The sequence below is a fragment of the Brevibacterium renqingii genome (assembly GCF_017808105.1).
GTDB lineage: Bacteria > Actinomycetota > Actinomycetes > Actinomycetales > Brevibacteriaceae > Brevibacterium > Brevibacterium renqingii.
The window spans coordinates 38,547-61,328 of sequence record NZ_JADBHF010000012.1 but is presented as its reverse complement, the minus strand read 5'-3'; the positions used below and the strand labels follow the sequence as shown (position 1 = coordinate 61,328).

Genomic DNA, 22,782 nt, shown 5'->3' with positions numbered 1-22,782 from the left:
CCGTGGCGGCGGCCGGCTGTCAGCTTTCAGCCGCTGTTGCTCCAGTCGCTGTTGCTTCAGTCGCTGAACTGAGGACCGTTCTCGCCGGTGGTGAAGACCACCGCGATGCCCAATGATCCCAGCGCCACCGCACCGAAGAGAACCCACGCAGCGGCCGGATTGCCCACAAGCGCGAGGATGATGCCGACGACGGCGACGACGACGAGCAGGCCGTCGAAGAGCATCGGGTACTTCAGGAAGCGCTTCTCACCCTTGCGAACGGCGTAGGAGATCTGGGTGGCAGCGCTGAGGAAGAGCAGCACGAGAGCGGTGATGACCAACCAGCGCGGGGCAAGGAAGAATGCCTCGAGAGCGGAAAGGGACACGACCCCGACGACGGCGAGGAACAGCTTGATGATGCCGTCGACGGTGAATCCGGACTTCGTCATGTCTGAATCCTACTCAACAGCGTCTGCAGGGTGGCCAGCGCCCTCCGCAGCACCGGCGCCTCGACGTTCGAATGGGCGATGACGAGTCCGTGGCGGATCTGTTCCCCGCCGGTCCAGCCGCGTGCCAGGGAGGCGACAAGGATCCCGCGATCGGCCAGTTCCCGCAGCAGATTCTCCGCCTCGCTCTGCGAGGTTTCGATGACGAGGGTGCGCCCCTCATGGACCAGCCCGGGGATCGGTCCGGCTGCGGCGACCACATCCTCGGCGGCTTTCAGTCGGCGCCGGCCGCGGGCGATGCGCCGCCGCAGTCCCCCGGAGCCGAGATAGGAGCCGATGGCCATCTGCAGAATCGGAGAGAACGCCGGCCCGAGTGCGGTCCGCATCTGCATCAGACGCGCGGAGGTCTCCCCGTGTGTGATCAGGTAGCCCGTCGACACGGCTGAGGTCAGGAGGGCGGAGAACGTGCCGATGTGAACGACCTGTGCACTGCTGCCCGTCGACGAGGCCAGCTCGTAGAGCGTGGGCAGCACGGTGCGAGTGAATCGCGCTTCGCTGTCATAGTCGTCCTCGACGAGGATGACGTCCTTGCGTGCCGCCCACTCGAGGAGCCTCACCCTGTGGTCGACGGGCATCGGCGTCCCGTGCGGGAACTGGTGATTGGGTGTCACGACGGCTGTCCCCACCCCGGCTGCTCCGGATTCGTCGACGATGTCGAGCGGAACGAGCCGCTGGTCCGTCATCGCCTGCCGCAGACCGGGAAAGCCGGGATTCTCCACGGCGATGGCCCCGTCGAGGCCGCTGCTCAGCAGCAGTCGCAGTCCGTCACGGGAGCCACTGGTGAGGATGATCTCGTCCGGGTCGACCGCCATTCCACGGGCCAATCGGAGGTAGTCGGCGATGGCCCACCGGGCTCCCGGCTGGCCCAGCGGATCGATCGGCCCGGGGTCGAGATCGAGTGATTCCCGCCAGGCCCGGCGGAAAGCAGGCTCCCGCAGAGGGTCGTCACCGCCGAAGCCGGGACGCAGGTCGACATAGTTGCGCAGGCGCCGCCTCGGCGAGGCGGGGACCTGAGGCCGGGCCCGCAGACCCCGGGCCGTGGCGGGCAGCTCCGGATTGATCCGCGTCGCCGAACGTTCGGCACTGACGAGGAACCCTTCGACGCCGAGCTGCGCATAGGCGGACTCCACGCTGCCGCGGGAGATCCCGAGGTGGACAGCCAGACGGCGGCTCGAGGGCACAGCATCGCCGGGCAGCAGACTCCCTTCGGCGATGAGCCGGCGCAGGCCCTGCGTGAGCTGATCGGGCAGCGGAGTCGGCAGTTGTCTGTCGACCGTGAGAGGCAGCGCGACACCATCTGTCTGAATGTCTCGTCCCCGGCCTGTGGTGGGTTCCATGATCCGATGATAGAGCCGTCACATCGATCTGGCCTAAAATATCGACATATTTCTGGCCCTCCGAATGAGCCACCCTGAGGTCTAGGCTGATGGGGAACGGCCGTTCACCCCGAAGACCAACGATCCCGACCCGACAGATGTCCTAGGCGACTCGGCTCTGTCCGCATGGTCGACCCGGATCGACTCCGACAGTGAATGGACGAACACCCCAATGACCGAGACACAGACCCTGCTCAACACCGGACTGGCACAGATGTTCAAAGGCGGCGTCATCATGGACGTCGTCACCGAGGAGCAGGCCCGCATCGCCGAAGCCGCAGGAGCCTCCGCCGTGATGGCTCTCGAACGCGTTCCCGCAGACATCCGCGCCCAAGGCGGAGTCGCCCGCATGAGCGATCCCGATCTCATCGATTCGATCGTCGGGGCCGTCTCCATTCCGGTCATGGCCAAGGCCCGCATCGGGCACTTCGTCGAAGCTCAGATCCTCGAGACGCTCGGCGTCGATTACATCGACGAATCCGAGGTCCTCTCCCCCGCCGACTACGTCAACCACATCGACAAGTCCGTCTTCCAAGTGCCTTTCGTCTGCGGAGCCACTAACCTCGGCGAGGCCCTGCGCCGCATCACCGAAGGCGCCTCGATGATCCGGTCGAAGGGCGAAGCCGGCACCGGCGACGTCTCCGAGGCGATGCGGCACCTGCGGACCATCAATGCTGAGATCCGTGCGCTGACTGCCAAGAGCGAGGACGAGCTCTATGTCGCCGCCAAGGAGATCGCCGCCCCCTACCACCTCGTCAAACAGGTCGCGAGTCTCGGCCGTCTCCCCGTGGTGACCTTCGTCGCCGGTGGTATCGCGACTCCGGCCGATGCGGCGATGATGATGCAGCTCGGTGCCGACGGAGTGTTCGTCGGCTCCGGCATCTTCAAGTCCGGCAATCCGGAGGCCCGAGCGAAGGCCATCGTCGAGGCCACCACCCACTTCGATGACGCGACGGCCGTGGCCAAGGCCTCAAGAGGACTCGGTGATGCGATGGTCGGCATCAACGTCGCCGATGTGCCCGCACCCCACCGCCTGGCCGAACGCGGATGGTGAGAGTCGGCGTCCTCGCCCTCCAGGGAGCCTTCCGTGAGCATCTGCTCATGCTCGGCTCCCTGGGGGCCGAAGCCCGCAAGGTCACCCGCCCGCAGCATCTGGATGGCCTCGACGCAATCGTCCTGCCCGGCGGTGAGTCGACAGCTATGGTGCGCATCGCCTCCGGCACCGATCTCTTCGCTCATCTGCGCGAGCGCATCGCACATGGTCTTCCGGTCTTCGGCACCTGCGCCGGGCTCATCCTCCTGGCCGATCGGCTCAGCGATGATTCGCTGGGCGGCTATGAGCGCCTCGGCGGTCTCGATATCACCGTCGCACGCAATGCCTACGGTCGGCAGGGTGAGTCCTTCACCGCAGGTCTGAGCGTCGAAGGCTGCGACAGTTCCTTCAAGGGCACCTTCATCCGGGCTCCGCAGATCATCGATTTCGCGCCCGGCACCGAGGTGCTCGCCCGGCACGAGGACAGGCCCGTGTTCGTACGGCAGGGCAACGTGTGGGGCGCAAGCTTCCATCCTGAGTTGGGCGGGGACCTGCGGATCCACGCCGAATTCCTCCGCAACGTCACGGCGACGGTGACGACACCAGCAGCTGCTGTTCTCCCACGCTCAGGCGCAGCTCGAGGCAGTCTCCGAGGACGTCTCCGTCCAGCTGTGCCGGTGCCGGGGTCTTAAGCCGGGCGGTCACTGCGGTGGTGCTGCGATAGTGCATGAGCGGATGCGCCTCCGGCCGGCTCTGCAGGCATGCGGCGGCGATGCCGGCCCAGGCACGGATGAGCTGTGCTCGGCCGTGCGGGAGCGGGCCGACGATGAGCTCGGAGAACTCGGCGCCGTCGATGCGTGCGGCGGGGAAGACGGAGACGGGCCCGGCTGGACGGGGCACTTTCGAGGCCATGACGGACCACACCGGCTCGCTGGCGGTCCGATCGGTGTCGTCCAGGTTGAAGCCCTGGGCGAAGAGAGCCCTGGCCGCGCCCCAGGCGTAGCCGAGCAGCCCCGGTGCGAGGTGATGTCGGGCCACAGCCCGTGCGTCTCCGCCGATTCCGGCCAGGCAGAGGAAGACCGTCTGCTGCCACCTCCCGTCGGCTAGCCGGGCCTCGGCGGTATTGAGCGGAATGCCGCGGCTGTGCATCCGGACACCGTCGGCCGCGTTCCGGAGAGTGTGCAGGCAGTGCTCGACCGCCTGCCGCGTCGAACTGATGCCCACGTGTCGGCTGAGAACGTTCGCGGTGCCCGTCGGCACCAGGAGCACGAGGATCCCGGCACCTGCGAGGGGCGGTGCGGCGGCTCGGATCGTGCCGTCGCCTCCGAGGATGATCACGACCTTCGCGCCCCAGTCCACCAGCTGTTCGGCCTGCCACCGTCCGCCGCGAGCGGCAGTCGTCGTCATGGTCCGGTAGGCCACGCGACGATCCCGCAGCGCCTCTGTCAGGGTCGAGTAGGCACGGTTCGTGGCCGCGTGCTTGGGGTTGATTATGATCCCGACGTTCGTCGTCGCTCGCAGCCGTTCGGCTCTGTCCTCCACGGTCCCACTCTCTCAGCTGAAAGCCGGATGCGTCGCGGCGGCGGCTTCGACGGCCTCGGCGTCGATCGACTGGCCGGGGAAGACTTCGACGATGACGCGTGGCCCGGTCTTGCGGGGTGAGCGCTTCCACGTCCCGCGGACCCGGCCGCCGGAGATGACGGTGTTCTTGAACATCCCGTTGCCACCGGGGACGACGGCTTTCTCGTCGTCGGGGTCGAGTGTGGCGCTGCGGTCCTTGTAGCCGAGGATCATCTCATCGAATCCCGGCAGCAGCAGAGTCTCGGCGGCGTCTGCTTCCCATTCGCTCAGACGATCGTCGAGATCCGGCGCCTGAAAGCACTCGATGTCGCCGATCCTCGCGCTCATGATCTCGCCGGCGTCGACGGCGGCGTCCATCGCCTTTCTGATCCCGGTCTTCGGCAGTCCCGTCCACCGTGCCGCGTCCTCGATGGTCACTGGACCGTGGCTGAGCACGTAGCGTCTCATCCATTCGTGCAGCGCCGCCTCGGCGTCGAGCTGTGTGGGCCGGGGCACCCAGTCGGCGGTGAGGACGTACTTCATATCGTCCTTGCCATCGATCATGGGTGCCTGCACGATGAGGTTGCTCAGCGCCAAGGAGGTGATGAGGTAGCGGGCAGGCCCGTACTCGCTGCCGGCGCCCAGGGATGCGAAGGATTCGAGCAGCTCCTCCCGGGTCAGCGGACCACGTTCTCGGATCGCCTCGGCGGCCAGTTCGGCCGCCGATTCGAGCATGGCGTCGGTGATGCCGAAGAACTCGCGCCGCGTCGCCGTGGACTTCATCGTCCGTGGCCCTGTCAGGCCGAGGATCCAACCGAGGTCCTTGGCTGTGGTCAGATGAATCGTGCCACGCTGAGTCCAGGAGCGCACAATCTCGCCGGCGTCGACGGCGGCTCTCACCGCAGCACTGCCCGCCGACCCACCGATCCCGAGTCGCAGCGCAACCGAGGTCAGCGCCCCACCGAGAGCCTGCGCCTGGAGGCATCCGAGGTGCTCGACGATCGCACCGGCCGCGGACAGCTTCGTCCCGGTCGGCGACGGGGGTGAGGGGCCGACCAGTCCTTGGGAGATCAGTCGGGCCGCAGAGACCTGATGTGTGTCCATGGCTCAAAGATAGTCGACGAGGGTGACACGACGATTGTGAGAATCCGACGTTCGTGGAGGCGTGGGGCCGGCTTGCTCAGCCCATGATGTCGATGAGACCGGGCACAGGCACCCTCGGCAGAGTGCCGGAAGTCGCGAAGCGGCCCCAGATCCGGCGCAGTTCGGGTCCGGCGACGGCGGTGGTCTCACCGTAGTCGAGGAAGGAGTCATGCCAGATCTCGCCAGGGAAGAGCAGCGGCAGGTCTCCCGAATGCGCGGCGTCGAAGAAGCTGCCGTCACCGCGGGATACGATGAGCAGGCGTGCTCCCTGGCCGCCGGACATGCGGTGCCGGTCGTAGAACTCCTTCCCCGCTCGCGTATAAACGGCCGAGGTGAGTCCGGAGATGAGCGATTCGAGCATGGGCGAGGTCAGAGCCCGCTCGTGGAGGCGACGCAGAGCCGGGACGAAACCCGCGAAGAAGGCGATCTCGCGCTCGGTGCGGGTCATGAGCACATCGTATTTCGGCGCGGCCTCGACCCAGGCGGTGGCCGCCTCCGACCGTGTCGGCAGAGGTCGCTTCCCGTAATGGACGCCGAAGCACATGCCGGCGTGCAGGCCTCCGACGAGGGCGGCTCTGTGGACTTCCTCCTGCGCTGCGAGGATCTCGTCGATGCTCGCCGCGGGGTCGATCTTCTGCGCAACCCTCGCCATCGCCCAGTTCATCGCGTCCGTGCCACCGGCCAGTCCGAAGGGGGCAGAGGCCAAGAGCACACGGTGGAACAGGCCTGCGGTGCCTTCGGCGATCATCAGGTGGGCGCAGGCGTCGGCACCGGCGCTCTGACCGGCGATAGTGACGTTGTCCGGATCCCCGCCGAAGGAGGAGATGTTGGTCTGCACCCAGCGCAGCGCCGAGATCTGGTCGAGCACACCGAGGTTCGAATGTTCGGGTCTGCCCGTGCCGAGGTAGCCCAGTACGCCGAGGCGGTAGGTGATCGATACGACGATGATGTTCTGTTCGGCCGCCAGAGTGTGCGAATCGTAGATCTCCGCGTCCCCGGCACCGGCGACATAGGCACCGCCGTGGATCCACACGAGGACTGGAAGCTTCGCCTCGGGGTCGGTGCCCTTCGGCATCGTCACGCTCAGGCGCAGGCAGTCCTCGCTGATGGGCAGACCACCGAGCTGATCGAAGGTCATTCCTGCGTTCGGGTCGCGACGCAGCTGCGGGCTCGCGGGGCCGGGGCTGCGGCCGTCGATGAATTCCACGGGTGGTTCGTCGACCGGCGGGCGGAACCGCTCGGCGCGGGCATAGCGGATCCCCCGTGCACGGATCACATCGTCGGCCTCATAGGCGCGGACACGTCCGCACGGGGCAAGGATGTCCTGAGTTCCCTGCTCCATCTGGACCGCTTACTTGCTGGGTTCCACCGGAGGTTCGGCCGACCAGGGGAAGACGATCCACTCGTCGGTGCGCTTCCATACGAAGTCGGGGTCGATGATCGACGCGGACTTCGCGTAGATGACCGCGGACTGGGCCTCTGCACCGTGCTTGCGCAGCAGCTCGAGGACGAGCGCCAGGGTGCGACCGGAATCGGCCACGTCGTCGACGACGAGCAGCTTCTTGCCCTTGATCGCATCGATGTCGAGCATCGGAGCCAGCAGGATCGGATCGGGCAGAGTCTCGTGGACGTCGGTGTAGAACTCGACGTTGATCGCATCGGAGAGCTTCAGGCCGAGGGCATAGGCGAGAGCCCCGGCAGGCAGCAGGCCTCCACGGGCGACGGCGATGACGATCTCGGGATCGTAGTCGGAATCCGCGATCGTCTGCGCCAGCTCACGCGCCGACTGACCGAACAGGTCCCAACTGAGAATCTCTTTGTCGTCGAGTTCGGTCGAATCGGCGTGATAAGCCATGGATGCTCCTTCTGTCTGCCCTGTGTTGGCCGGAGCTTCAAGGATACGCTGTCGCAGACTCAGCGCAGAAATGCTCCGAGCCCGGCCATCTCCTGCGCCTGAGAGCCGGTGTGCTCCGGCGGGTTCGCATTCACCCAGTACTGTCCCGTGTGCGAATTGCGCTCGAGCAGTCGGTAATCGATCAGTTCGCGTCGCAGCCGTGCGAAGTCCGGGTGGAAATCGGCCAGGACGCGATTGACCTGCTTCTCGCTGTAGATCCGGTCGGCGTCGAAGGCCGCCAGAACCTCGACGAGGAGGACGACGAGGGCTCTGCGTTTCGTCGGGATGGCGATGATCCGTCCTTCTGGCATGAAGGTCGCGAGTGTCTTGGTGCGGAATCGTGCGATGCGCGGGTCGATTCCTGCGTGATCCGTCTCAGATGCTCCTTCTGCTGCGGTGGAACCGAGCAGAGCTGCCCGCGCAGAGGTGAAGTTCTCACCTGTAGCCGTCATCCGCGACCGCACGAGCCTCTTGAAATCCTTGTCCTTGGTCATGGTGCCTCTTCCCCAGACGACCAAGTCTCCCCCAGCACGAAACCTGGTCAGGAATACACCGTGCCGGTTTCGTCCGAGGATTCTCTCCCCTTCGCCATGCGGTCGATGTGCTGGGACCACGACCTCGGCTGGGCGTTGGATGCGCCGGAGATAAGTATAGACCCAGTCGGTCTCAGTTCTCGAGCGCTTCGAGGTACATCCATCGTCCGGCGCGACGGACGAATGCCGATTTCTCCTCGAGCACCTGCTCGCCGAGGTGGTCCCTGCAGTATGCGCGGAAGTGCACTGTGCCGGTCGAGTCCTCCGCTCCCCCGTCCGTGGTCGTGAGGATCGTCAGTCCGAGCCACTCGATCCCAGGGTCCGCTCCGGGGTCAGCGGGACGGGTTCTGGGGTGCCAGGTGCGGAAGAGGTGATCGTCGTCCCCGCGGACGAAGGCGGTGTACCGTGACCGCATGAGCGCCTCGGCAGTCGCCGGCCAGACCTCACCGTCGAGTGCGGGGCGGCAGCAGTGGTCGTAATCGGTACCCGGAGGCATTCCGGAACAGGGACAGATCATGGACAGATGATAACCGGAGATGATCGATCGGCGATTGCGTGCGAGTATGGAGCCATGAGCTCAGTGTTCCTATCCGGAGATCCGAAGGCCGATGCGCTGCTGGCGGAAGACCGTTTCGCCCTGTTGATCGGGATGCTTCTCGACCAGCAGGTGACCATGGAGAGCGCATTCGCAGGCCCTGCCAAGCTGGCCGAACGATTGGGCCGTCTCGATGTCGACGAGATCGCCGAGATGAACCCCGATCACTTCCTCGACGCTTTCGCCGCCAGTCCAGCCGTCCACCGTTTCCCGAAGTCGATGGCGACGCGCGTGCAGAAGCTGGCCGCGGCCATCGTCGATGATTACGAGGGTGAGGCCGAAGCGATCTGGACCCGCGGCGACCCTACCGGTGCCGAGGTGCTCAAGCGCTTGAAAAAGCTGCCCGGGTTCGGCGATCAGAAGGCGAAGATCTTCCTCGCTCTGCTGGGCAAGCAGTTCGGTCTCACTGCCGAGGGATGGCAGCAGGCAGCCGGTGACTACGGGGCGGAGGACGCCAGGCGCTCGATCGCCGATGTGGTCGATGAAGGCACTCTGCAGGAAGTTCGGGCATTCAAGAAGCAGCAGAAGGCCGCAGCGAAAGCAGCCAAGGCAGCGAAGAAGTAGGATCTCCACTTCCACGCAAGTTATCCACAGATTCGACTTCGCCTGTTCTAAAAAGCACTCCTGTCGAATAATGTAGGGATTCCGGGTGTCGGCCGAGTCCGCACCGCAGTTGCAGACCACAGAGGCGTGGAATGAGAACTGGATCGTCCCGACCGTTATGTCGACCGACCTTGACTTTTGTTGCCATTTTTACGGTGATGGCGCTTGTGGGCTTGGCCGGGTGCGCTGATAGCTCCCCTGTGGCCGCACCGACGTCGACGCTTCCGCAGCCGCAGCCCAGCGGCCAACCTACCGATGCCGCCACCGATGTCGACATCCCCGAATACGAGACCGACCTCGATCTCACGCCTGAAGAAGAGGAAGCTGTCGACGGCGCACTCGTGGCATTTGTCGGCTACATTTCCACGATCAATCGTGTGTTCTCTTCCGGCGGCAAAGATATGCATGACGTCGAAGTGTTCGCAAGCGATAAATCGCTCCGATCTCTGCGAAAGAGTGCAGCCGATTTGGAAAACGACGGTAAGTACATGGCGGGTGAGTACGACTTCTATGACGTCCGCATTCAAAATGTGAACGTTGCTTCGAAACCGTCTGAAAACGACTCCGTATCTATACTCTTTTGCTCACATGATTCCGAGCACGCTGTAGTTGAAGTCGGAAAGCCCATGCCTAGCCAGGCCGAACAGAGCCTAACGATCTTGCAAACGGCCACCAAACAAAATGAGCACTGGAAAATTTCGAATCAGGAGCTTTGGAGCAAAAGGTGCGAGTAGGTTTGCATCTTGTCGCAGTATCTTCGCTGGCACTCTCAGCGATGCTGTTTACTAGCCTTCCATCTGTCGCAAGTCGTGGGCCAGCTTGCGACTCGCTCCAAGAGCGAGAGTGCAGCGTCGTCAAACCTCCAGCACCCGCGCCGCCGCCGGGTGGAGGCGGTGGCGGTTCCGGAGGCGGCTCAGGCGGCGGTTCCGACGGCGGCGGTTCCGGCGGCGGTGGAGGCGGCGGTTCCGGCGGAGGCGGGAGCGGGAGCGGTGGCGGCGGAGGAGCCGAACTGCCCGAATGCAGCCTCGAAGAAGTCGGCCATCTCTGCGTCAGCGACCCCGGCCCAGGCGGTGGAGGCGGTGGAGGCGGAGGCGCCCCGGCCCGACCTGCCCCACCGACCCGGATCCCGGAATCGCAATTCCAGAGCTTCGATATCCCCGCACCGACGATCTATGCGTGGCCGAAGGACTGGGCCGTCGTCGGCAAACCCGCGGCTTTCTGGACCAATAGCGAAGTCAGCTACATCGACATGACTCTGCTGACCTATGCAGTCACGGTCAAGGTCACTCCCGTACGCTTCCACTGGGATTTCGGCGATGACGCCGGTAAGACCACCTCGGTGAAGGGCGAAAAACCGCTTCCCGGCGACAGGCCGCAGATCGGACACGAATACCAGAAGTCCGGTGCCGTTTCGGTGTCGATGACTGCAACGTTCAGCGGCGAGTTCTCCGTCGACGGCGGCCCGTGGCTGCCCATCGACGGTTTCGCGCATGTGGCGAGCAACGAGATCGACATCGATGTCTATCGGTATCACCGATATCTCGTCGACGAGGACTGCTATGCGAATCCTCGCGGCCCTGACTGTGCCTGAGCACCTTCGCGCCGCTGGCTCAGCCGCGGACTCGTGGCTGCGGCCGTTCGAAGAACAGGACCGCGACGAAACCGATGATGATCAGTCCTGCCGGCACCCACAGCGACTGCCCCATGGCGTGAGCGAACCCGGAGGCGATCGCCTCCGGCATTTCTGTCGACGCCCCTCCGGCCGCATCTGCAGCGGGACCGAGCCCCGCCTCGGCGCCGGGCCCACCGACAGGGCCGCTCGACGTTCCGATGTTCGCGGCCAAACGCGACTCCATCGCTGCGGAGATCGCTGCGCTGCCGAGCACTGCGCCCACCTGTCGCACCGTGTTGTACACACCCGAACCGGCCCCGGCATGGTGCAGGGGCAGATTCCGCGTGGCTGTCGAACTGATCGGCGACCACATGAAGCCATTGGCCACACCCAACAGCAGCACCGGCGGAATGACCGCCCACAGCGAAGTATGCACGTCGAGAATCGACCCCAACCAGAACAGCGCGATCGAGAAGGCACCGAGTCCGATGCCGGCGAGGACACGTGGATCCCCATGATCGACGAGGCGGCCGACGAACGGCGCGAGCACCCCGGAGAGGATCGCCATCGGAGCCAGCAGCAGCGCTGACTGCGTCGGCGAGTAGCCGAGCACGGTCTGCGCCCACAGCATGATCGGGAATGCCATCGACGTCACGCCGAAGCCGACCGTGGTCATCGCGATCGCAGCGAGAGTGAAGTTCCTGTCCTTGAACAGCGACAGAGGCACAAGCACCTCTGATCGGTTGCCCTTCTGCCACAGCACGAATCCGATGAGGACCACGACCCCGCCGGCGATGACGAAAGGCACCGTGACCGGACCGATGAGCGGTCCCCAACCGGCACCGTGCGCCTGTTGGATGCCGTAGACCAGCAGGAACATTCCGCCGGCCGAAAGCACCACGCCGAACCAGTCGAACCGGTGCGGGCGCGTCTCGAGGCTGGGTACGAGCCAGATGGCCATCACCAGGGCGATGACGCCGACGGGGATGTTGATGAAGAAGATCCATTCCCAGCCGAAGGCATCGACGAGCACCCCGCCGAGGATAGGTCCGACCAGGGTGGCGACACCCGCGACGGCACCCCACATTCCCATCGCGGCCCCTCGCCGGTCGGGCGGGAAGATCCGAGTGATCACAGCCATGGTCTGCGGCGTCATCGAGGCGGCACCCACCCCTTGGATGACACGGGCGATGATGAGGGCTTCGACGCTGGTGGTCATCCCACACCACAGGGAGCTGAGGGTGAACACGACGAGTCCGACCAGATAGACCCGTTTCGGGCCGAACCTGTCCCCCAGTCGGCCGGTGATGAGCAGAAGCACCACATAGGCGAGGAGATACGCCGAGGTGACCCAGATGGCGGCATTGATATCGGCGTTCAGGGACTCCATGATGTCGGGCATGGCGACGGAGACGATCGTCGAGTCGACGAGGATCATGAAGAAGCCGAGGCACAGCGCCCACAGTGCTCGCCAGGGGTTCGATACGGTATTCGGTTCGGAGGTCACCGGATCATCTTTCTCCTCTTCGCCGGGCCGGTCAATCCGAGTCGCGGCCACGACCAGCCTCGCTGCTTCCTGGCGCCCGAGGCGGCGAAGAGGCACGCCCGCCGAGAGCACGGTTGATGGGAACCTGGAACAATGAGGCCATGGTGTGCCGAATCAATGAGCTCCTCATCGACTCCCACTGGTCCGTCGTCATCATCGGCGCCGGCCAGGCGGGACTGTCCGCAGCACACTACCTGTGGCGCGACGGTCTGGTCCCGGGCAGAGACTTCATCGTCCTCGATGCCGGAGCCGGGCCGGGCGGGGCGTGGCGCGAGCGATGGGACTCGCTGACATTGGGGAGGACGAACCATGTGGCAGACCTGCCCGGATTCCCGCTCGGGCGACCGGATCCGAATGTGCCCGCCTCGCAGGTGGTCTCCGACTATTACTCCCGGTTCGAGCGTGAACTCGAACTCTGCGTCGTTCGTCCCGCCGAGGTGGCCGCTGTCACCTCCCAGGAGCGCGCTGTCGGCAGGCTCGACGTCACCGCCGAGATCGACGATGAGCGGGTGCGGCTGTCGACCGACTTCATCATCAACGCGACCGGCACGTGGACGCAGCCCTATGTGCCCTATGTGCCCGGAATCGCGGATTTCGAGGGGCATCAGCTGCACACGGTGAATTTCCGCACGGTGGATGACTTCCGCGGCCTGCGCACACTCGTCGTCGGCGGAGGCATCTCCGCCACGCAGTTCCTGCTCCAACTCTCCGAGGTGACCGACACCCTCTGGGCCACGCGCCGTCCCCCGAATTTCACGGCCAGAGAGTTCGATGGTCAGTGGGGTCTCGAAGTCGAGAAGGCGGTACGCGACAGAACCCTGTCCGGGCTCGCCCCGGCCAGTGTCGTCCGCACCACGGGCCTGCCGATCCGTCCCGAATTCCGCGACGGCGTCGATTCCGGCGTGCTGGTCTCACGCGGCATGTTCGACCGGGTGCTCCCACATGGCGTCCACTTCCCCGGCCAGGAGGACGGTCGGCAGATGACCACTGCAGACGGACTCGGACCATCCGCCAGTGACCATCTTGCGGTGCCCGAATCCTGGGCCCCGTTCACGAGTGAGCGGACCGAAGAGGTCGACGTGGTCTTCTGGAACACCGGCTTCCGAGCTGCGCTCAAACATCTCGCGCCTCTGCACCTGCGCACTCCCGACGGCGGAATCGCCATGGACACCGAGGTGGCCGTCAAAGATGATCCGCGGATCTTCCTCGTCGGCTACGGCTCAGCCAGTTCGACGGTGGGTGCCACCCGAGCTGGCAGGATCGCTGCCAGAGAGCTCCTCAAGCGGATGCACGGAGGTCGGAGACCACGACGAACGTCCCGTTCGGAGACCATGCCTGTGGCAGCCGAGGACGCAACCGGAAACGCGGCAGAAGGCTGAGATCACTCAGCGCAGGTCCGGAGTCTCGATCCCGTGCCCGTCGAGTCGGACAGTCGGCAGCATCTGCCTGAACTGCTCCTGAGCCTTCGTGTCCTCGGCCTGAGCGAGCATGTCGACGCTGACTTTGAAAAGGCGCCCCTCGACGGAGGTCCCGACGACGACTCCGTAGATCACGGACTCCTCCTTGTCGACCGCCCGCATGTCGTCGGGTGCGAGCGTGCCGTGGACGGCCCAATACTCTCCCCCGCTCAGGGACCCCGATGCTTCGCCGACCTTCGCCGATCCCGAGGTGCTGAACATTCGCTCGCGAGCTTTCTGCACCAGCTCCTGAGCTGACCCTTCGTCGTCTTCGAAGCAGTTGACCGTGATGAGCGCACCCGAGGCGGAGGCATAGAGTCGATACCCGTCGTATCCGGATTCGTCGACCCATTCCGGGCTCAGCGCAAGACTGACATCGACCGGACATTCGGTGCCGAGGTCGACGGCGGTCTCGGTCATTCCCTCTGGAACCAGCGAATCGGTCCGACTGGACGTGGGAGTCGACTGCCCGTCGCTGATGCCCACTCGCGCCGGTTTCGATGCGGCGTCTTCGGAGCTGCTGACCTTGATCGCCGAACATCCTCCCAGGCACAGGCTCAGGACCACCGTGCCCACCAGGAGCAGTCTGTTCTTCACGCTCGGCCTCCACACTGTCGGACGGTCTCCCTCATCGTACCCACGCCCGTCCTCGGCGACCGTCTCTGGCAGAACTGAGTGCGGACGCATAGCCTGGTGTCATGACTGAACTCCCGCTCTTCGACGATACCGATGTCGATCGTGTGCTCTGCGTAGTCGCCCACCCCGATGATATGGAATACGGCGGCTCTGCGGCAGTGGCCAAATGGACCGATGAAGGCAAGAAGGTCTCCTACCTGCTGCTCACTCGCGGCGAAGCCGGCATCCGGGATATGTCCCCGGAACAGGTCGCCCCGCTGCGCGCGGCCGAACAGCGCCGAGCGTGCACCATCGTCGGTGTCGACGATCTGGAGATCCTCGATTTCCCCGACGGGCTCGTCGAACCCTCCCACGAACTGCGTCGTGCCATTGCGAGGAAGATCCGTGAGTTCCGGCCGGACACGGTGATGGTGACCAACTTCGAACTCAAGGCCAGGTGGGGGCTCAACCATGTCGATCATCGCAACGCCGGCATCGCCACCGCCGATGCGATCCGCGACGCCGACAATCCGTGGATCTTCACCGAACTCAACGACGAAGGGCTTGAGGCGTGGAAGGCCGCTCGCCTGATGATCAACGGAGCCGAGCCCACTCACGCCGTCGCTCTCACGGCCGAGCATGTCGATCGCGGTGTGCGCTCATTGGAGGCGCATCAAATCTATCTCCAGGCGCTCAGCGATCATCCCGCACCGAAGGACATGATTCCCTCGATCACCACGTCCGGCGGAGAACTCGCCGGGGTCGACTACGCTCTGCCCGTCGGCGTCATCGACATGTGAGAGCCGGGTGGGACGCATCCAAGCATCCCACCCGGCTCTGTGATCACTGAGTCTGCGGGTCGACGTTTCGACCAGCGGCTGCGGTCAGGCTCCCAGAGCCTCGATCGCCGCGTCGTAGTCGGGTTCGGTGGTGATCTCGTCGACGAGCTGGGTGTAGGTCACCGTGCCCTTCTCGTCGAGGACGACGACAGATCGCGCCAGCAAACCTGCCAATGGGCCGTCGACCATGGTCATGCCGTAATCCTTGCCGAACGAACTGCGGAATCCTGAGGCGACGACGACGTTCTCGATGCCCTCGGCTCCGCAGAAGCGTGCCTGGGCGAATGGGAGGTCATTGGAGATGCAGAGAACGGCGGTGTTCTCCAGTCCGGCCGCCAGTTCGTTGAACTTCCGCACCGAGGCGGCGCAGACACCCGTGTCGAGGCTGGGGAAGATATTGAGCACCACGCGTTTGCCCGAGTTGTCCTGCGAGTTCACTTCGCCGAGGTCTCCACCGACGAGGCTGAAGGCTGGCGCCTGCTCGCCCTTGGTCGGCAGTTCACCGACGGTCTTGACGGGAGATCCCTGAAATGCTGTGTTGGCCATACTTGATTCTCTCCTTCTTCAGAGGTGACTGCTGTCTCTCTCACTCTACGTGAGAGTCGAGAGAGCAGATCTTGATGTTCACGGCTGCTGTCCGGGCTGCTTGGCCGGTTCCTTCTCCGAGTGCGTGAAGATGGTCTCGATGATGATGAGCGCGATGACGACCACTGCGCCGAGAACGGCGAGAAGAATCGGGCCGAGCACAGGGTCGACGGGTGCGAGCAGGCCGCCTGCCCCGTGGGCTTGACCATCTGCACCGACTTCGGCGGCAGTCTGCCAGGGCCACAGAGCCCGCAGCGATCCGAACATCAGCCCGGCCATGACGATGAGCGTCCACCACCGATGGTTGTGGAGGAAGAACTTCAGGATGTTCACGAAGACCGCCAAACCGAGGACCGCTCCGAGCATGAAGATTCCGAGGTATCCGAAATCGCGTGAGTCGACAGCGCGCAGGGTGGTCGAATACATTCCGACAGCGAGCAGGAAGAACGACCCGGAGACGCCGGGGACCACGAGTGCGCAGATCGCGATCGAGGCGACGAAGAACACGGCGATGAGCGGTGGGTTCTCCACATCGGCTCCCCCAGCCAAACTCGTCATCCAGAAGGCGAGAGCAGCCGCGGCCAGGAATGCCAGGACCCCGAGGAGCATGGGCTGGCGCGAGGTGCGTGACGGGAGCATCCGCAGAGGCACTGCGATGCTGGCTGCAACGAGGCCGAAGAACAGTCCCCGCGCCAATTCGGGCTCGGCGGTGACGAAGGATTCCATCACACCGGCGACGGTGAACACGGCGGTCGCCATGCCGAGGAGGACAGGAACGACGAGGAACCAATCGGTGCGCCGCAGCTCCGCCACAGCACCGGAGACACGATGAGGTCCGGTGACGAGCGTTTTGGCCGCCGACACGACGTGAGCGGCGGAGTCGATGAGCTGGTCGTAGACGCCGGTCACAAGCGCGATTGTGCCGCCCGAGACGCCGGGAACGAGCTCGGCGCTGCCGATGAGGAAGCCGCGGATGAGGTCGAGCGGGATGAGCCCTTTGGGGCGCGCCGGCGCAGTCTCTGTGTCCGACATCGAGGAGTTCGTCATGCTCCCCACCCTATGGGATGTGCGCCCGCCGGCTGCACGACGGTCGCAACCGGACGTCGGCTGCTTCTCCTCAGCCGCGCGGCTGTCGTGCCAACTGCCGCGACTGCGCGACCAGTCGACCCGTCGAATCCCAGAGGTCGCAGTCCTCTTCGAACATGCCCCCAGCGATGTTTCGGGTGGAGATGCGTGCGCTGATCCACCCGGGGGCCGGCAGGGCGCGGACATGCGCGGTCAGCTCCATGGTCGGCGCCCAGTTGAATCTGCCGAGATCGAACATCACCGGCGGGAAGGAATCGAGGAAGGTCAGCAGCGACAGCGGATCCGGGTCCGCCCCATCGATCAAGCGGATCCACCCCTGCAGCAGCCCGCGGCCGCTGGGCTTGCCCACCGCGAAACCAGCGGTCGCCGGGTCCAAACGCATATCGAAACGGTCGATGATCGGAGCGGCCTTGTGGAAGTCGTCGCTGGCCTCGGCGACGCTGATGCACTCATCCGGAGGGGGAAGCTGCGGCGGGGTGGCGGTGGTGGCAACATCGTCGGGAAGCGCGCCGAGGTTGCCCATCGTGGCCATCGCTGAGACAGTCGGCGCTCCGTTCTGCGACAGTTCGATCCCGTAGCTCGCCGTTGATCTGCCCTCCCGCAGTGTCCGCGTCGAGATGTCGACAGGTCCTTCCGTACTCGGCCCGAGGTAGAAAGTGGAGATCACCAACGGATCCGGTGTACTCGGATTGAGGTCACGCAACGCCCGACCGGCGACTCCGAGGAGGTATCCCCCGTTGACGGCGCCTCCCACTTTCCACCCGGCATCGAGCTCCGCGGTGAAGGTATGGTCGCCCTGTCGCTCGACGGCGGTGGCACGGACGAATTCGCTGGAGGGCGTTTGACTCATGTCACAACACTATCAATAGCTGAACGAACGTCCAGCCAGACTCAGTCGCCGCGAATCTGTCGTTCGTTTCCGTGGCGGTAGTTGCCCGTCACGCGGGCCAGCAGCTGTTGGTCGCTGTCGGCGTCGCGGCCGAGCCTGGGGATGAGCGCCGCAGCCTTCTTTCCGCCCAGCTCCATCACGATGCGGCCGCCTCGACGAATGAGCAGAACTCCTGACTTGGTGACCTGATAGTCGAACGGATCGTCTTCAAGGCTCATCCGAGGCTCCTTCCTGACCGCGCCTGCGGGCACCACCCACTGCCTGTTGATCTTCGGTATGAGCGAACGTAGCGGCCCAGACTGGGCGTGAGTTGAGAAAGTGCCCCTGGCCGAGCGACCAGGGGCACTTTCATTCAAACGGTCAGCCTGAGACCGTGGTGTTCAACCTCAGTTGTTCTTTTTGCGGCGCATGGTCAGCACGACTGCGGTTCCACCTACGACGAGGAGTCCGGCTCCGGCGGCGAGGCCGGTGAGCTCGGCACCGGTGCGGGGCAGATCGGATCCGCCGTCACCGTTTCCATCATCGTTGTTGCCGTCGTCATCGCCGCCGGTTCCGCCGCCGTTGCCGTCTTCATCGGCAACGACCTCAAAGGAGCCTGTCAGAGCATCTTCGTCTTCGGCGTCGTTGGCCCCGGTGACCTGGAGATCGTACTTACCGAGGTAAGCCGAGGGGTCGGAGGCGTTGGTGCCGTAGATGGAGAATCCGACGACTCCGTCTTCGTTCGCGACCTCGTCAAGGGTGATGCCTTCGACGTTCTCCGGACCGGCAACGACCTCGAGCGTGACCTTTTCGCCCTCGTCGAAGCCTTCAGCGGTGATCTGCACGCCCTTGTCCTGCTGGACGAAGTCGGAGGCAGCAACTTCCTTCGGATCGATGCTCAGCTTGCGCTCGGCCGGGGCCTCGCCGTCCTTGGAGCCATCCGAGTCGGCTTCTGCCTGAGCACCTTCGGCGGCCGCGTCAGCGTCAGCACCATCGGCGGCTGCGTCAGCGTCGGCGCCGTCGGCGGCACCTTCAGCGTCGGCAGCGCCCTCAGCGTCGGCACCGTCGGCCGCACCTCCATCGGCTTCGTCAGCGGCCTGCTCTTCAACAGTCACCACAAACTCAATAGCGTCCGAAGCGACACCGTCGACAATGGCAATCGCGCTGTATGAGTACACACCGGCTTCCGCAGGTGCCTCGGCCTTGAACTTGCCATCCGCACCTGCAGTGACACTCATCGAACCCTGTGCGGGAGCGTCGTGAGTGGAGTTCCCCGTCTGCTTCTCGGATTTCGGTGCCCAGGTCAGTTTGACCTCGGCTTTCGGCTCGGCTTTGCCGACGATAGTACCGCCCTCATCAACGATCTGGTCCTTAGCGACTGGCTCCTCCGGTGCTTCTTCACCGTCAGCGTCGGCGTCCGAACCAGCATCATTTCCATCAGCACCGGCGTCGACTTCAGCACCGGCGTCCGCATCGGCGCCGGCGTCCTTGGCATCGGCATCAGCGTCAGCGTCCGTCTTCGCACCATCGTCGCCGTCGTCTGGCTTCTCGAGGGTGAAAGTGGCGCCCGACTTCTCAAGTGAGTTCTCAAGGTCGGCGACCCAGGTCCATTCGCCGGAATCAGGTCCGCCCGAAATGACTCCGACCGCTGTGTCGCCCTGGTACACAGCACCACCGGAATCACCGTGATCGGAGAACCGTTCAGCTCCCGAGGTCACCTCGAAGCCGTGGACGGCACGACCGCCGATATTGGCATATTCAAAGGCTTCGGGATCGTCGAGTACTGTTCCCTCCGTCACTCCGGTGGTCCTGCCCGACTTATTGATGGAAGCGCCAGGAGTAGCTGTGCCGACCTTGGTGATCTCAGTCGTGCTCTTCGACAGATCGTCGGAATCAGCTGTCGTCCAGTCGGTCACCTCCGGCTTCGTGGTGAATCCGTCTGCCACCTTAATGACGGCGAAGTCGATGGCCTTCTCTTCGTCAGCGACCGTGTCGTTCACTATTTCGGAACCGTATTGGTGGAATCCCCACGTGCCCGGAGCTCCTGTTTTGGCGGGCTGGAAGCCTTCCCCGCCGGCAGCCTCCGCAATCGAAGGCTTCTCGAGATCGATGATCTCATTCTGAGCACCGTTGGTGGTGTCCACGGCACAGTGACCTGCGGTCAGAACCACCTGGTTACCCTGTGCGTCCCAGCCAGCAAATCCGGTAGAGCATACAGATGCAAGTTTCGGGTCTGATGGAACATTCACCATGTATCCGGCGCCGCCTACCAGGTCCGTGGCCGCCTGAGGCTCCGCTTTCACATATCGCGAGTCGACGACAACCTCAACGTTGTCGTACTTTGAGGAGAACGCTTTGACCTTCTCGCTCTTCTTCGAAACGCCGATGACGAGGTCGTCTCCATCAACGCCGAAACGCCCGACTTCCGAAATCAGCTCGCCGTCTTTGTTTGACAGGTTCTTGTAGACAGCGGTCTGCACCGCACTCTCGTTCGATACTTTCACCTCAGGCTGATCAGCCGCGGCTGGGGAGGCAGCGAACGCGCCGCCGAGCCCAAGTGCCGCAGCCGCTGCCATCGCCAGCGAACTCTGCACGAGTTTCTTCTGCATATGTAGTCGTCTCTCTTTTTGAGGGAACAATGTCACAATTCGATGACCTAAGTCACGGTAAGGTTACGGGCTCCACTCATCGACTACCAAGAAAGTAGTACCGAAACTGTGAACTAAATGTACGAAACTGCAGGCGACGTAGAAGGAGATGGCTTCCTGGCCCTTGCTCCCCGGCGACCTTGAATAGCCGATGCCCCCGGTCAGACGACCAGGGGCATCGGTATCGAGCAGTGGCGGACCGTCAGGCGGTCAGCCGCGCTGGATTCAGTTCTTCTTCTGGCGGCGCATCGTCAGAACGACTGCGGTTCCACCTACGACGAGGAGGCCCGCTCCGGCGGCGAGGCCGGTCAGCTCGGCACCGGTGCGAGGCAGATCGGAGCCGCCGTCACCATTGCCATCATCGCTGTTACCGTCGTCGTTGTTTCCACCGTCGTCGTTGTTTCCACCGTCGTTGTTGCCGTCGTCATCGCCGCCGGTGCCGCCGCCATTGCCGTCTTCATCGGCAACGACCTCAAAGGAGCCCGTCAGAGCATCTTCGTCTTCGGTGTCGTTGGCACCGGTGACCTGGACATCATATTTGCCGAGGTAGGCCGAGGGGTCGGATTTACTCGTGCCGTAAATGGCGAATGCAGCAGCGCCGTTCTCGTTCGCGGTTTCCTTGAGGGTGATGCCCTTGACGTTCTCAGGACCTGAAGCGACCTTGAGGGTCGCCTTCTCGCCTTCATCGAAGCCCTTGACCGTGATAGTCACGCCCTCGTCTTCCTTCACGAACTCAGAGGCAGCGATCTCCTTGGGGTCGACGCTGATCTCGCGTTCAGCGGGAGCAGGAGTTTCAGTCTCTTCCTCCTCTACGATCAGGTCGAACTCGGTCTTCTTGGACTGCTGTCCCTCAGCAGATGCCGTCGCGATGCCCTTGTAGTCGCCGGCTTCTTCAGGACCTTCGACGGAGAATTTGCCGTTCTCATCGGCCTTGACCGTCTCCGAGTCTCCCTCCGCCGCCTCGGTGCCGGACTCGCTTCCTTCAGCGGCCTTCCACGACACCTTGACCTCGGCGCCGGCTTCGGCCTTGCCGGTGATCTTCTCCTCGGGCTCGATGGTCTGGTCTTCGACCTTCGGAGCATCGGGTGCTTCAGGAGTCTCTTCGCCCGGCTTCTCCAGGTTGAAGTCCGTACCGGACTGCTCGAGCGAGTGGTCGAGGTCAGCGACCCAAGTGAATGAGGTGTCGGCATCGAGGTTTCCGCCACCGGAGATGACACCGACGGCGGTCTCACCCTGGTAGACGCCGCCGCCCGAGTCGCCGGGCTGCGAGAAGGGCTTGTCAGCCGGTGCGGTCACGCCGAATCCGTGGACCCAGCGGCCGCCGACGTTCTGGTAGTCGAAATCGTATTCCGACCGAGGGAGGACTTCACCTTCGGTCTGGCCGGTGGTCCGACCCGACTTCTTGATCGAGCCGTCCTTGTGCGATCCCACCTTCGTGATGTCGGTCGTCGACTTGGCCAGATCGTCCGAGTCGGCGGTCTTCCAGTCGGTGATACCGCTCTTGACGTTGTACTTCGAATCATCGACGTCGATGACGGCGAAGTCGATGTCGGACTCGCTGGGCTCTGGCCACTTGTTCTGGTCGGAGCCTTCGAGGAGGTCGCCGCCGAAGCTGTGGAAGCCCCACTTGCCGATGACGCCGCTGCCGGAGGCCTGGAAGCCCTCTCCCCCGTTGGCCTCGGAGGTCGACGGCTTCTCGGTCTGATCGACAGTGGTGTCGCCGTCGAACTCGTTCGTCTCTTCGTTGATGATCTTCGAGCAGTGTCCGGCTGTCAGCACAACGGGCTTGCCATCTCCGTCCCAGCCCGTGAATCCAGTCGAGCAGGCGCCACCGGCTTCGCCGGCCTTGACGAGGTATCCGGAACCGCCGACGAGGTCGTTCTTCGCGTAGGGCTTGAGTTCCTTGACGCCCTCGGTGACCTTGATGTTGTTGTACTTCTTCTCGAGATCCTTGACCTCGTCGGTCTTCTCGGCGACGCCGATGTTGAGCTTGCCGCCGTCGGCACCGTAGGCGTTGACGCCTTCGATTCCGGACAGTGCCTTCTGGACCTGAGCTTCACTCTGAAGATTCAGCTTCTGCGGGGCGCTGTCGGCCATCGCGGGAGAGGCGACGAATGCGCTTCCCAGGCCCAGCGCCGCAACGGCGCTCAGTGCCAGTGAACTCTGAACGAGTTTCTTCTGCATACTGTTGATTTCCTTGATCGTTGTCGGTGCTTCGATTGTCCGGCGCCTCAACACGGCTCACCGATCGGTGGTGCGCATCTTCGGTGTCAGATTTTCAACCGTGTGAAAGATTACGGTTTG

24 protein-coding genes are annotated in these 22,782 nt (G+C 64.1%); 7 read left to right on the top strand and 17 right to left on the bottom strand.

Annotation, left to right across the window (positions count from 1 at the left end; translation table 11 throughout):
* Window positions 1-56 precede the first annotated feature (56 nt).
* The gene (locus tag IHE57_RS12905) at window positions 57-428 is read right to left on the bottom strand and encodes a hypothetical protein (protein WP_209325027.1); all 372 of its coding nucleotides are present in this window, start codon (window positions 426-428) and stop codon (window positions 57-59) included.
* Window positions 425-1,822, bottom strand: coding sequence for an aminotransferase-like domain-containing protein (locus IHE57_RS12900; protein WP_209373588.1), 1,398 nt, complete (start codon window positions 1,820-1,822; stop codon window positions 425-427). The genes IHE57_RS12905 and IHE57_RS12900 overlap by 4 nt, the downstream gene beginning before the upstream one ends.
* A gap of 211 nt (window positions 1,823-2,033) precedes the next feature.
* On the opposite strand from IHE57_RS12900, the gene pdxS reads away from it, so the two are divergent.
* Both pdxS and pdxT read left to right on the top strand, forming a co-directional pair.
* Window positions 2,034-2,915, top strand: coding sequence for a pyridoxal 5'-phosphate synthase lyase subunit PdxS (pdxS, locus tag IHE57_RS12895; RefSeq protein WP_209373586.1), 882 nt, complete (start codon window positions 2,034-2,036; stop codon window positions 2,913-2,915).
* Window positions 2,909-3,586 carry a pyridoxal 5'-phosphate synthase glutaminase subunit PdxT gene (gene pdxT / locus IHE57_RS12890; protein ID WP_209373584.1) on the top strand — a complete coding sequence of 226 codons (678 nt, stop codon included), beginning with the start codon at window positions 2,909-2,911 and terminating at the stop codon, window positions 3,584-3,586. Before pdxS ends, pdxT begins: the two co-directional genes overlap by 7 nt.
* Here the strand turns inward: pdxT and IHE57_RS12885 are convergent.
* From IHE57_RS12885 to IHE57_RS12860, 6 genes are all read right to left on the bottom strand, one after another.
* Entirely contained in the window at window positions 3,477-4,436 is a 960-nt protein-coding gene (locus tag IHE57_RS12885; RefSeq protein WP_209373582.1) for a diacylglycerol/lipid kinase family protein, read from the bottom strand. The two genes, pdxT and IHE57_RS12885, sit on opposite strands and share 110 nt — an antisense overlap.
* 12 nt (window positions 4,437-4,448) lie before the next feature.
* On the bottom strand, window positions 4,449-5,558 hold the full coding sequence (locus IHE57_RS12880; RefSeq protein WP_209373580.1) for a winged helix DNA-binding domain-containing protein: 1,110 nt from the start codon (window positions 5,556-5,558) through the stop codon (window positions 4,449-4,451).
* A 76-nt stretch (window positions 5,559-5,634) separates the two neighbouring features.
* Complete coding sequence (locus IHE57_RS12875) at window positions 5,635-6,939, bottom strand: carboxylesterase family protein (RefSeq protein ID WP_209373578.1); 1,305 nt, start codon at window positions 6,937-6,939, stop codon at window positions 5,635-5,637.
* Window positions 6,940-6,948: 9 nt separating this feature from the next.
* On the bottom strand, window positions 6,949-7,452 hold the full coding sequence (locus IHE57_RS12870) for a phosphoribosyltransferase (protein ID WP_209325020.1): 504 nt from the start codon (window positions 7,450-7,452) through the stop codon (window positions 6,949-6,951).
* A 59-nt stretch (window positions 7,453-7,511) separates the two neighbouring features.
* Entirely contained in the window at window positions 7,512-7,985 is a 474-nt protein-coding gene (locus IHE57_RS12865; RefSeq protein WP_209373576.1) for a DUF2087 domain-containing protein, read from the bottom strand.
* A 172-nt stretch (window positions 7,986-8,157) separates the two neighbouring features.
* Window positions 8,158-8,520, bottom strand: a complete 363-nt coding sequence (locus IHE57_RS12860) for a YchJ family protein (protein WP_209373574.1) — start codon at window positions 8,518-8,520, stop codon at window positions 8,158-8,160.
* Between the two features lie 75 nt (window positions 8,521-8,595).
* On the opposite strand from IHE57_RS12860, the gene IHE57_RS12855 reads away from it, so the two are divergent.
* Together IHE57_RS12855 and IHE57_RS12850 are read left to right on the top strand one after the other, a co-directional pair.
* Window positions 8,596-9,183 carry an HhH-GPD-type base excision DNA repair protein gene (locus IHE57_RS12855; RefSeq protein ID WP_209373572.1) on the top strand — a complete coding sequence of 196 codons (588 nt, stop codon included), beginning with the start codon at window positions 8,596-8,598 and terminating at the stop codon, window positions 9,181-9,183.
* Window positions 9,184-9,353: 170 nt separating this feature from the next.
* The gene (locus IHE57_RS12850; protein ID WP_209373570.1) at window positions 9,354-9,956 is read left to right on the top strand and encodes a cyclin family protein; all 603 of its coding nucleotides are present in this window, start codon (window positions 9,354-9,356) and stop codon (window positions 9,954-9,956) included.
* Between the two features lie 179 nt (window positions 9,957-10,135).
* On the opposite strand, the gene IHE57_RS16595 is transcribed toward IHE57_RS12850, so the two are convergent.
* Window positions 10,136-10,264, bottom strand: a complete 129-nt coding sequence (locus IHE57_RS16595; protein ID WP_301541242.1) for a hypothetical protein — start codon at window positions 10,262-10,264, stop codon at window positions 10,136-10,138.
* A gap of 207 nt (window positions 10,265-10,471) precedes the next feature.
* Here IHE57_RS16595 and IHE57_RS12845 point away from each other — a divergent pair, with 207 nt between their 5' ends.
* Window positions 10,472-10,813: a hypothetical protein gene (locus IHE57_RS12845; RefSeq protein WP_209373568.1), complete on the top strand. Its 342-nt coding sequence runs from the start codon at window positions 10,472-10,474 to the stop codon at window positions 10,811-10,813.
* A 19-nt stretch (window positions 10,814-10,832) separates the two neighbouring features.
* Here the strand turns inward: IHE57_RS12845 and IHE57_RS12840 are convergent, their stop codons facing one another.
* Window positions 10,833-12,341 carry a DHA2 family efflux MFS transporter permease subunit gene (locus IHE57_RS12840; protein ID WP_366933952.1) on the bottom strand — a complete coding sequence of 503 codons (1,509 nt, stop codon included), beginning with the start codon at window positions 12,339-12,341 and terminating at the stop codon, window positions 10,833-10,835.
* 140 nt (window positions 12,342-12,481) lie between these two features.
* Here IHE57_RS12840 and IHE57_RS12835 point away from each other — a divergent pair, with 140 nt between their 5' ends.
* Window positions 12,482-13,759, top strand: a complete 1,278-nt coding sequence (locus tag IHE57_RS12835; RefSeq protein WP_209373655.1) for an FAD-dependent oxidoreductase — start codon at window positions 12,482-12,484, stop codon at window positions 13,757-13,759.
* 6 nt (window positions 13,760-13,765) lie between these two features.
* Here IHE57_RS12835 and IHE57_RS12830 read toward each other — a convergent pair whose 3' ends face one another.
* Window positions 13,766-14,434 carry a hypothetical protein gene (locus tag IHE57_RS12830; RefSeq protein ID WP_209325212.1) on the bottom strand — a complete coding sequence of 223 codons (669 nt, stop codon included), beginning with the start codon at window positions 14,432-14,434 and terminating at the stop codon, window positions 13,766-13,768.
* Window positions 14,435-14,535: 101 nt separating this feature from the next.
* On the opposite strand from IHE57_RS12830, the gene IHE57_RS12825 reads away from it, so the two are divergent.
* A complete protein-coding gene (locus IHE57_RS12825) occupies window positions 14,536-15,252 on the top strand; it encodes a PIG-L deacetylase family protein (protein WP_209373566.1) in 717 nt (238 codons plus the stop codon).
* 84 nt (window positions 15,253-15,336) lie between these two features.
* On the opposite strand, the gene tpx is transcribed toward IHE57_RS12825, so the two are convergent.
* The 6 genes from tpx to IHE57_RS12795 all read right to left on the bottom strand — a co-directional run bounded on the left by tpx (window position 15,337) and on the right by IHE57_RS12795 (window position 22,662).
* A complete protein-coding gene (gene tpx, locus IHE57_RS12820; protein ID WP_209325214.1) occupies window positions 15,337-15,837 on the bottom strand; it encodes a thiol peroxidase in 501 nt (166 codons plus the stop codon).
* Between the two features lie 78 nt (window positions 15,838-15,915).
* Entirely contained in the window at window positions 15,916-16,923 is a 1,008-nt protein-coding gene (locus tag IHE57_RS12815) for a DUF368 domain-containing protein (protein ID WP_209373564.1), read from the bottom strand.
* Between the two features lie 70 nt (window positions 16,924-16,993).
* A complete protein-coding gene (locus IHE57_RS12810; RefSeq protein ID WP_209373562.1) occupies window positions 16,994-17,812 on the bottom strand; it encodes a thioesterase family protein in 819 nt (272 codons plus the stop codon).
* A gap of 41 nt (window positions 17,813-17,853) precedes the next feature.
* Complete coding sequence (locus IHE57_RS12805; protein WP_209373560.1) at window positions 17,854-18,069, bottom strand: hypothetical protein; 216 nt, start codon at window positions 18,067-18,069, stop codon at window positions 17,854-17,856.
* 168 nt (window positions 18,070-18,237) lie between these two features.
* The gene (locus IHE57_RS12800; RefSeq protein WP_209373558.1) at window positions 18,238-20,439 is read right to left on the bottom strand and encodes an LPXTG cell wall anchor domain-containing protein; all 2,202 of its coding nucleotides are present in this window, start codon (window positions 20,437-20,439) and stop codon (window positions 18,238-18,240) included.
* Window positions 20,440-20,703: 264 nt separating this feature from the next.
* On the bottom strand, window positions 20,704-22,662 hold the full coding sequence (locus IHE57_RS12795) for an LPXTG cell wall anchor domain-containing protein (RefSeq protein ID WP_209373556.1): 1,959 nt from the start codon (window positions 22,660-22,662) through the stop codon (window positions 20,704-20,706).
* Between the last annotated feature and the right edge of the window lie 120 nt (window positions 22,663-22,782).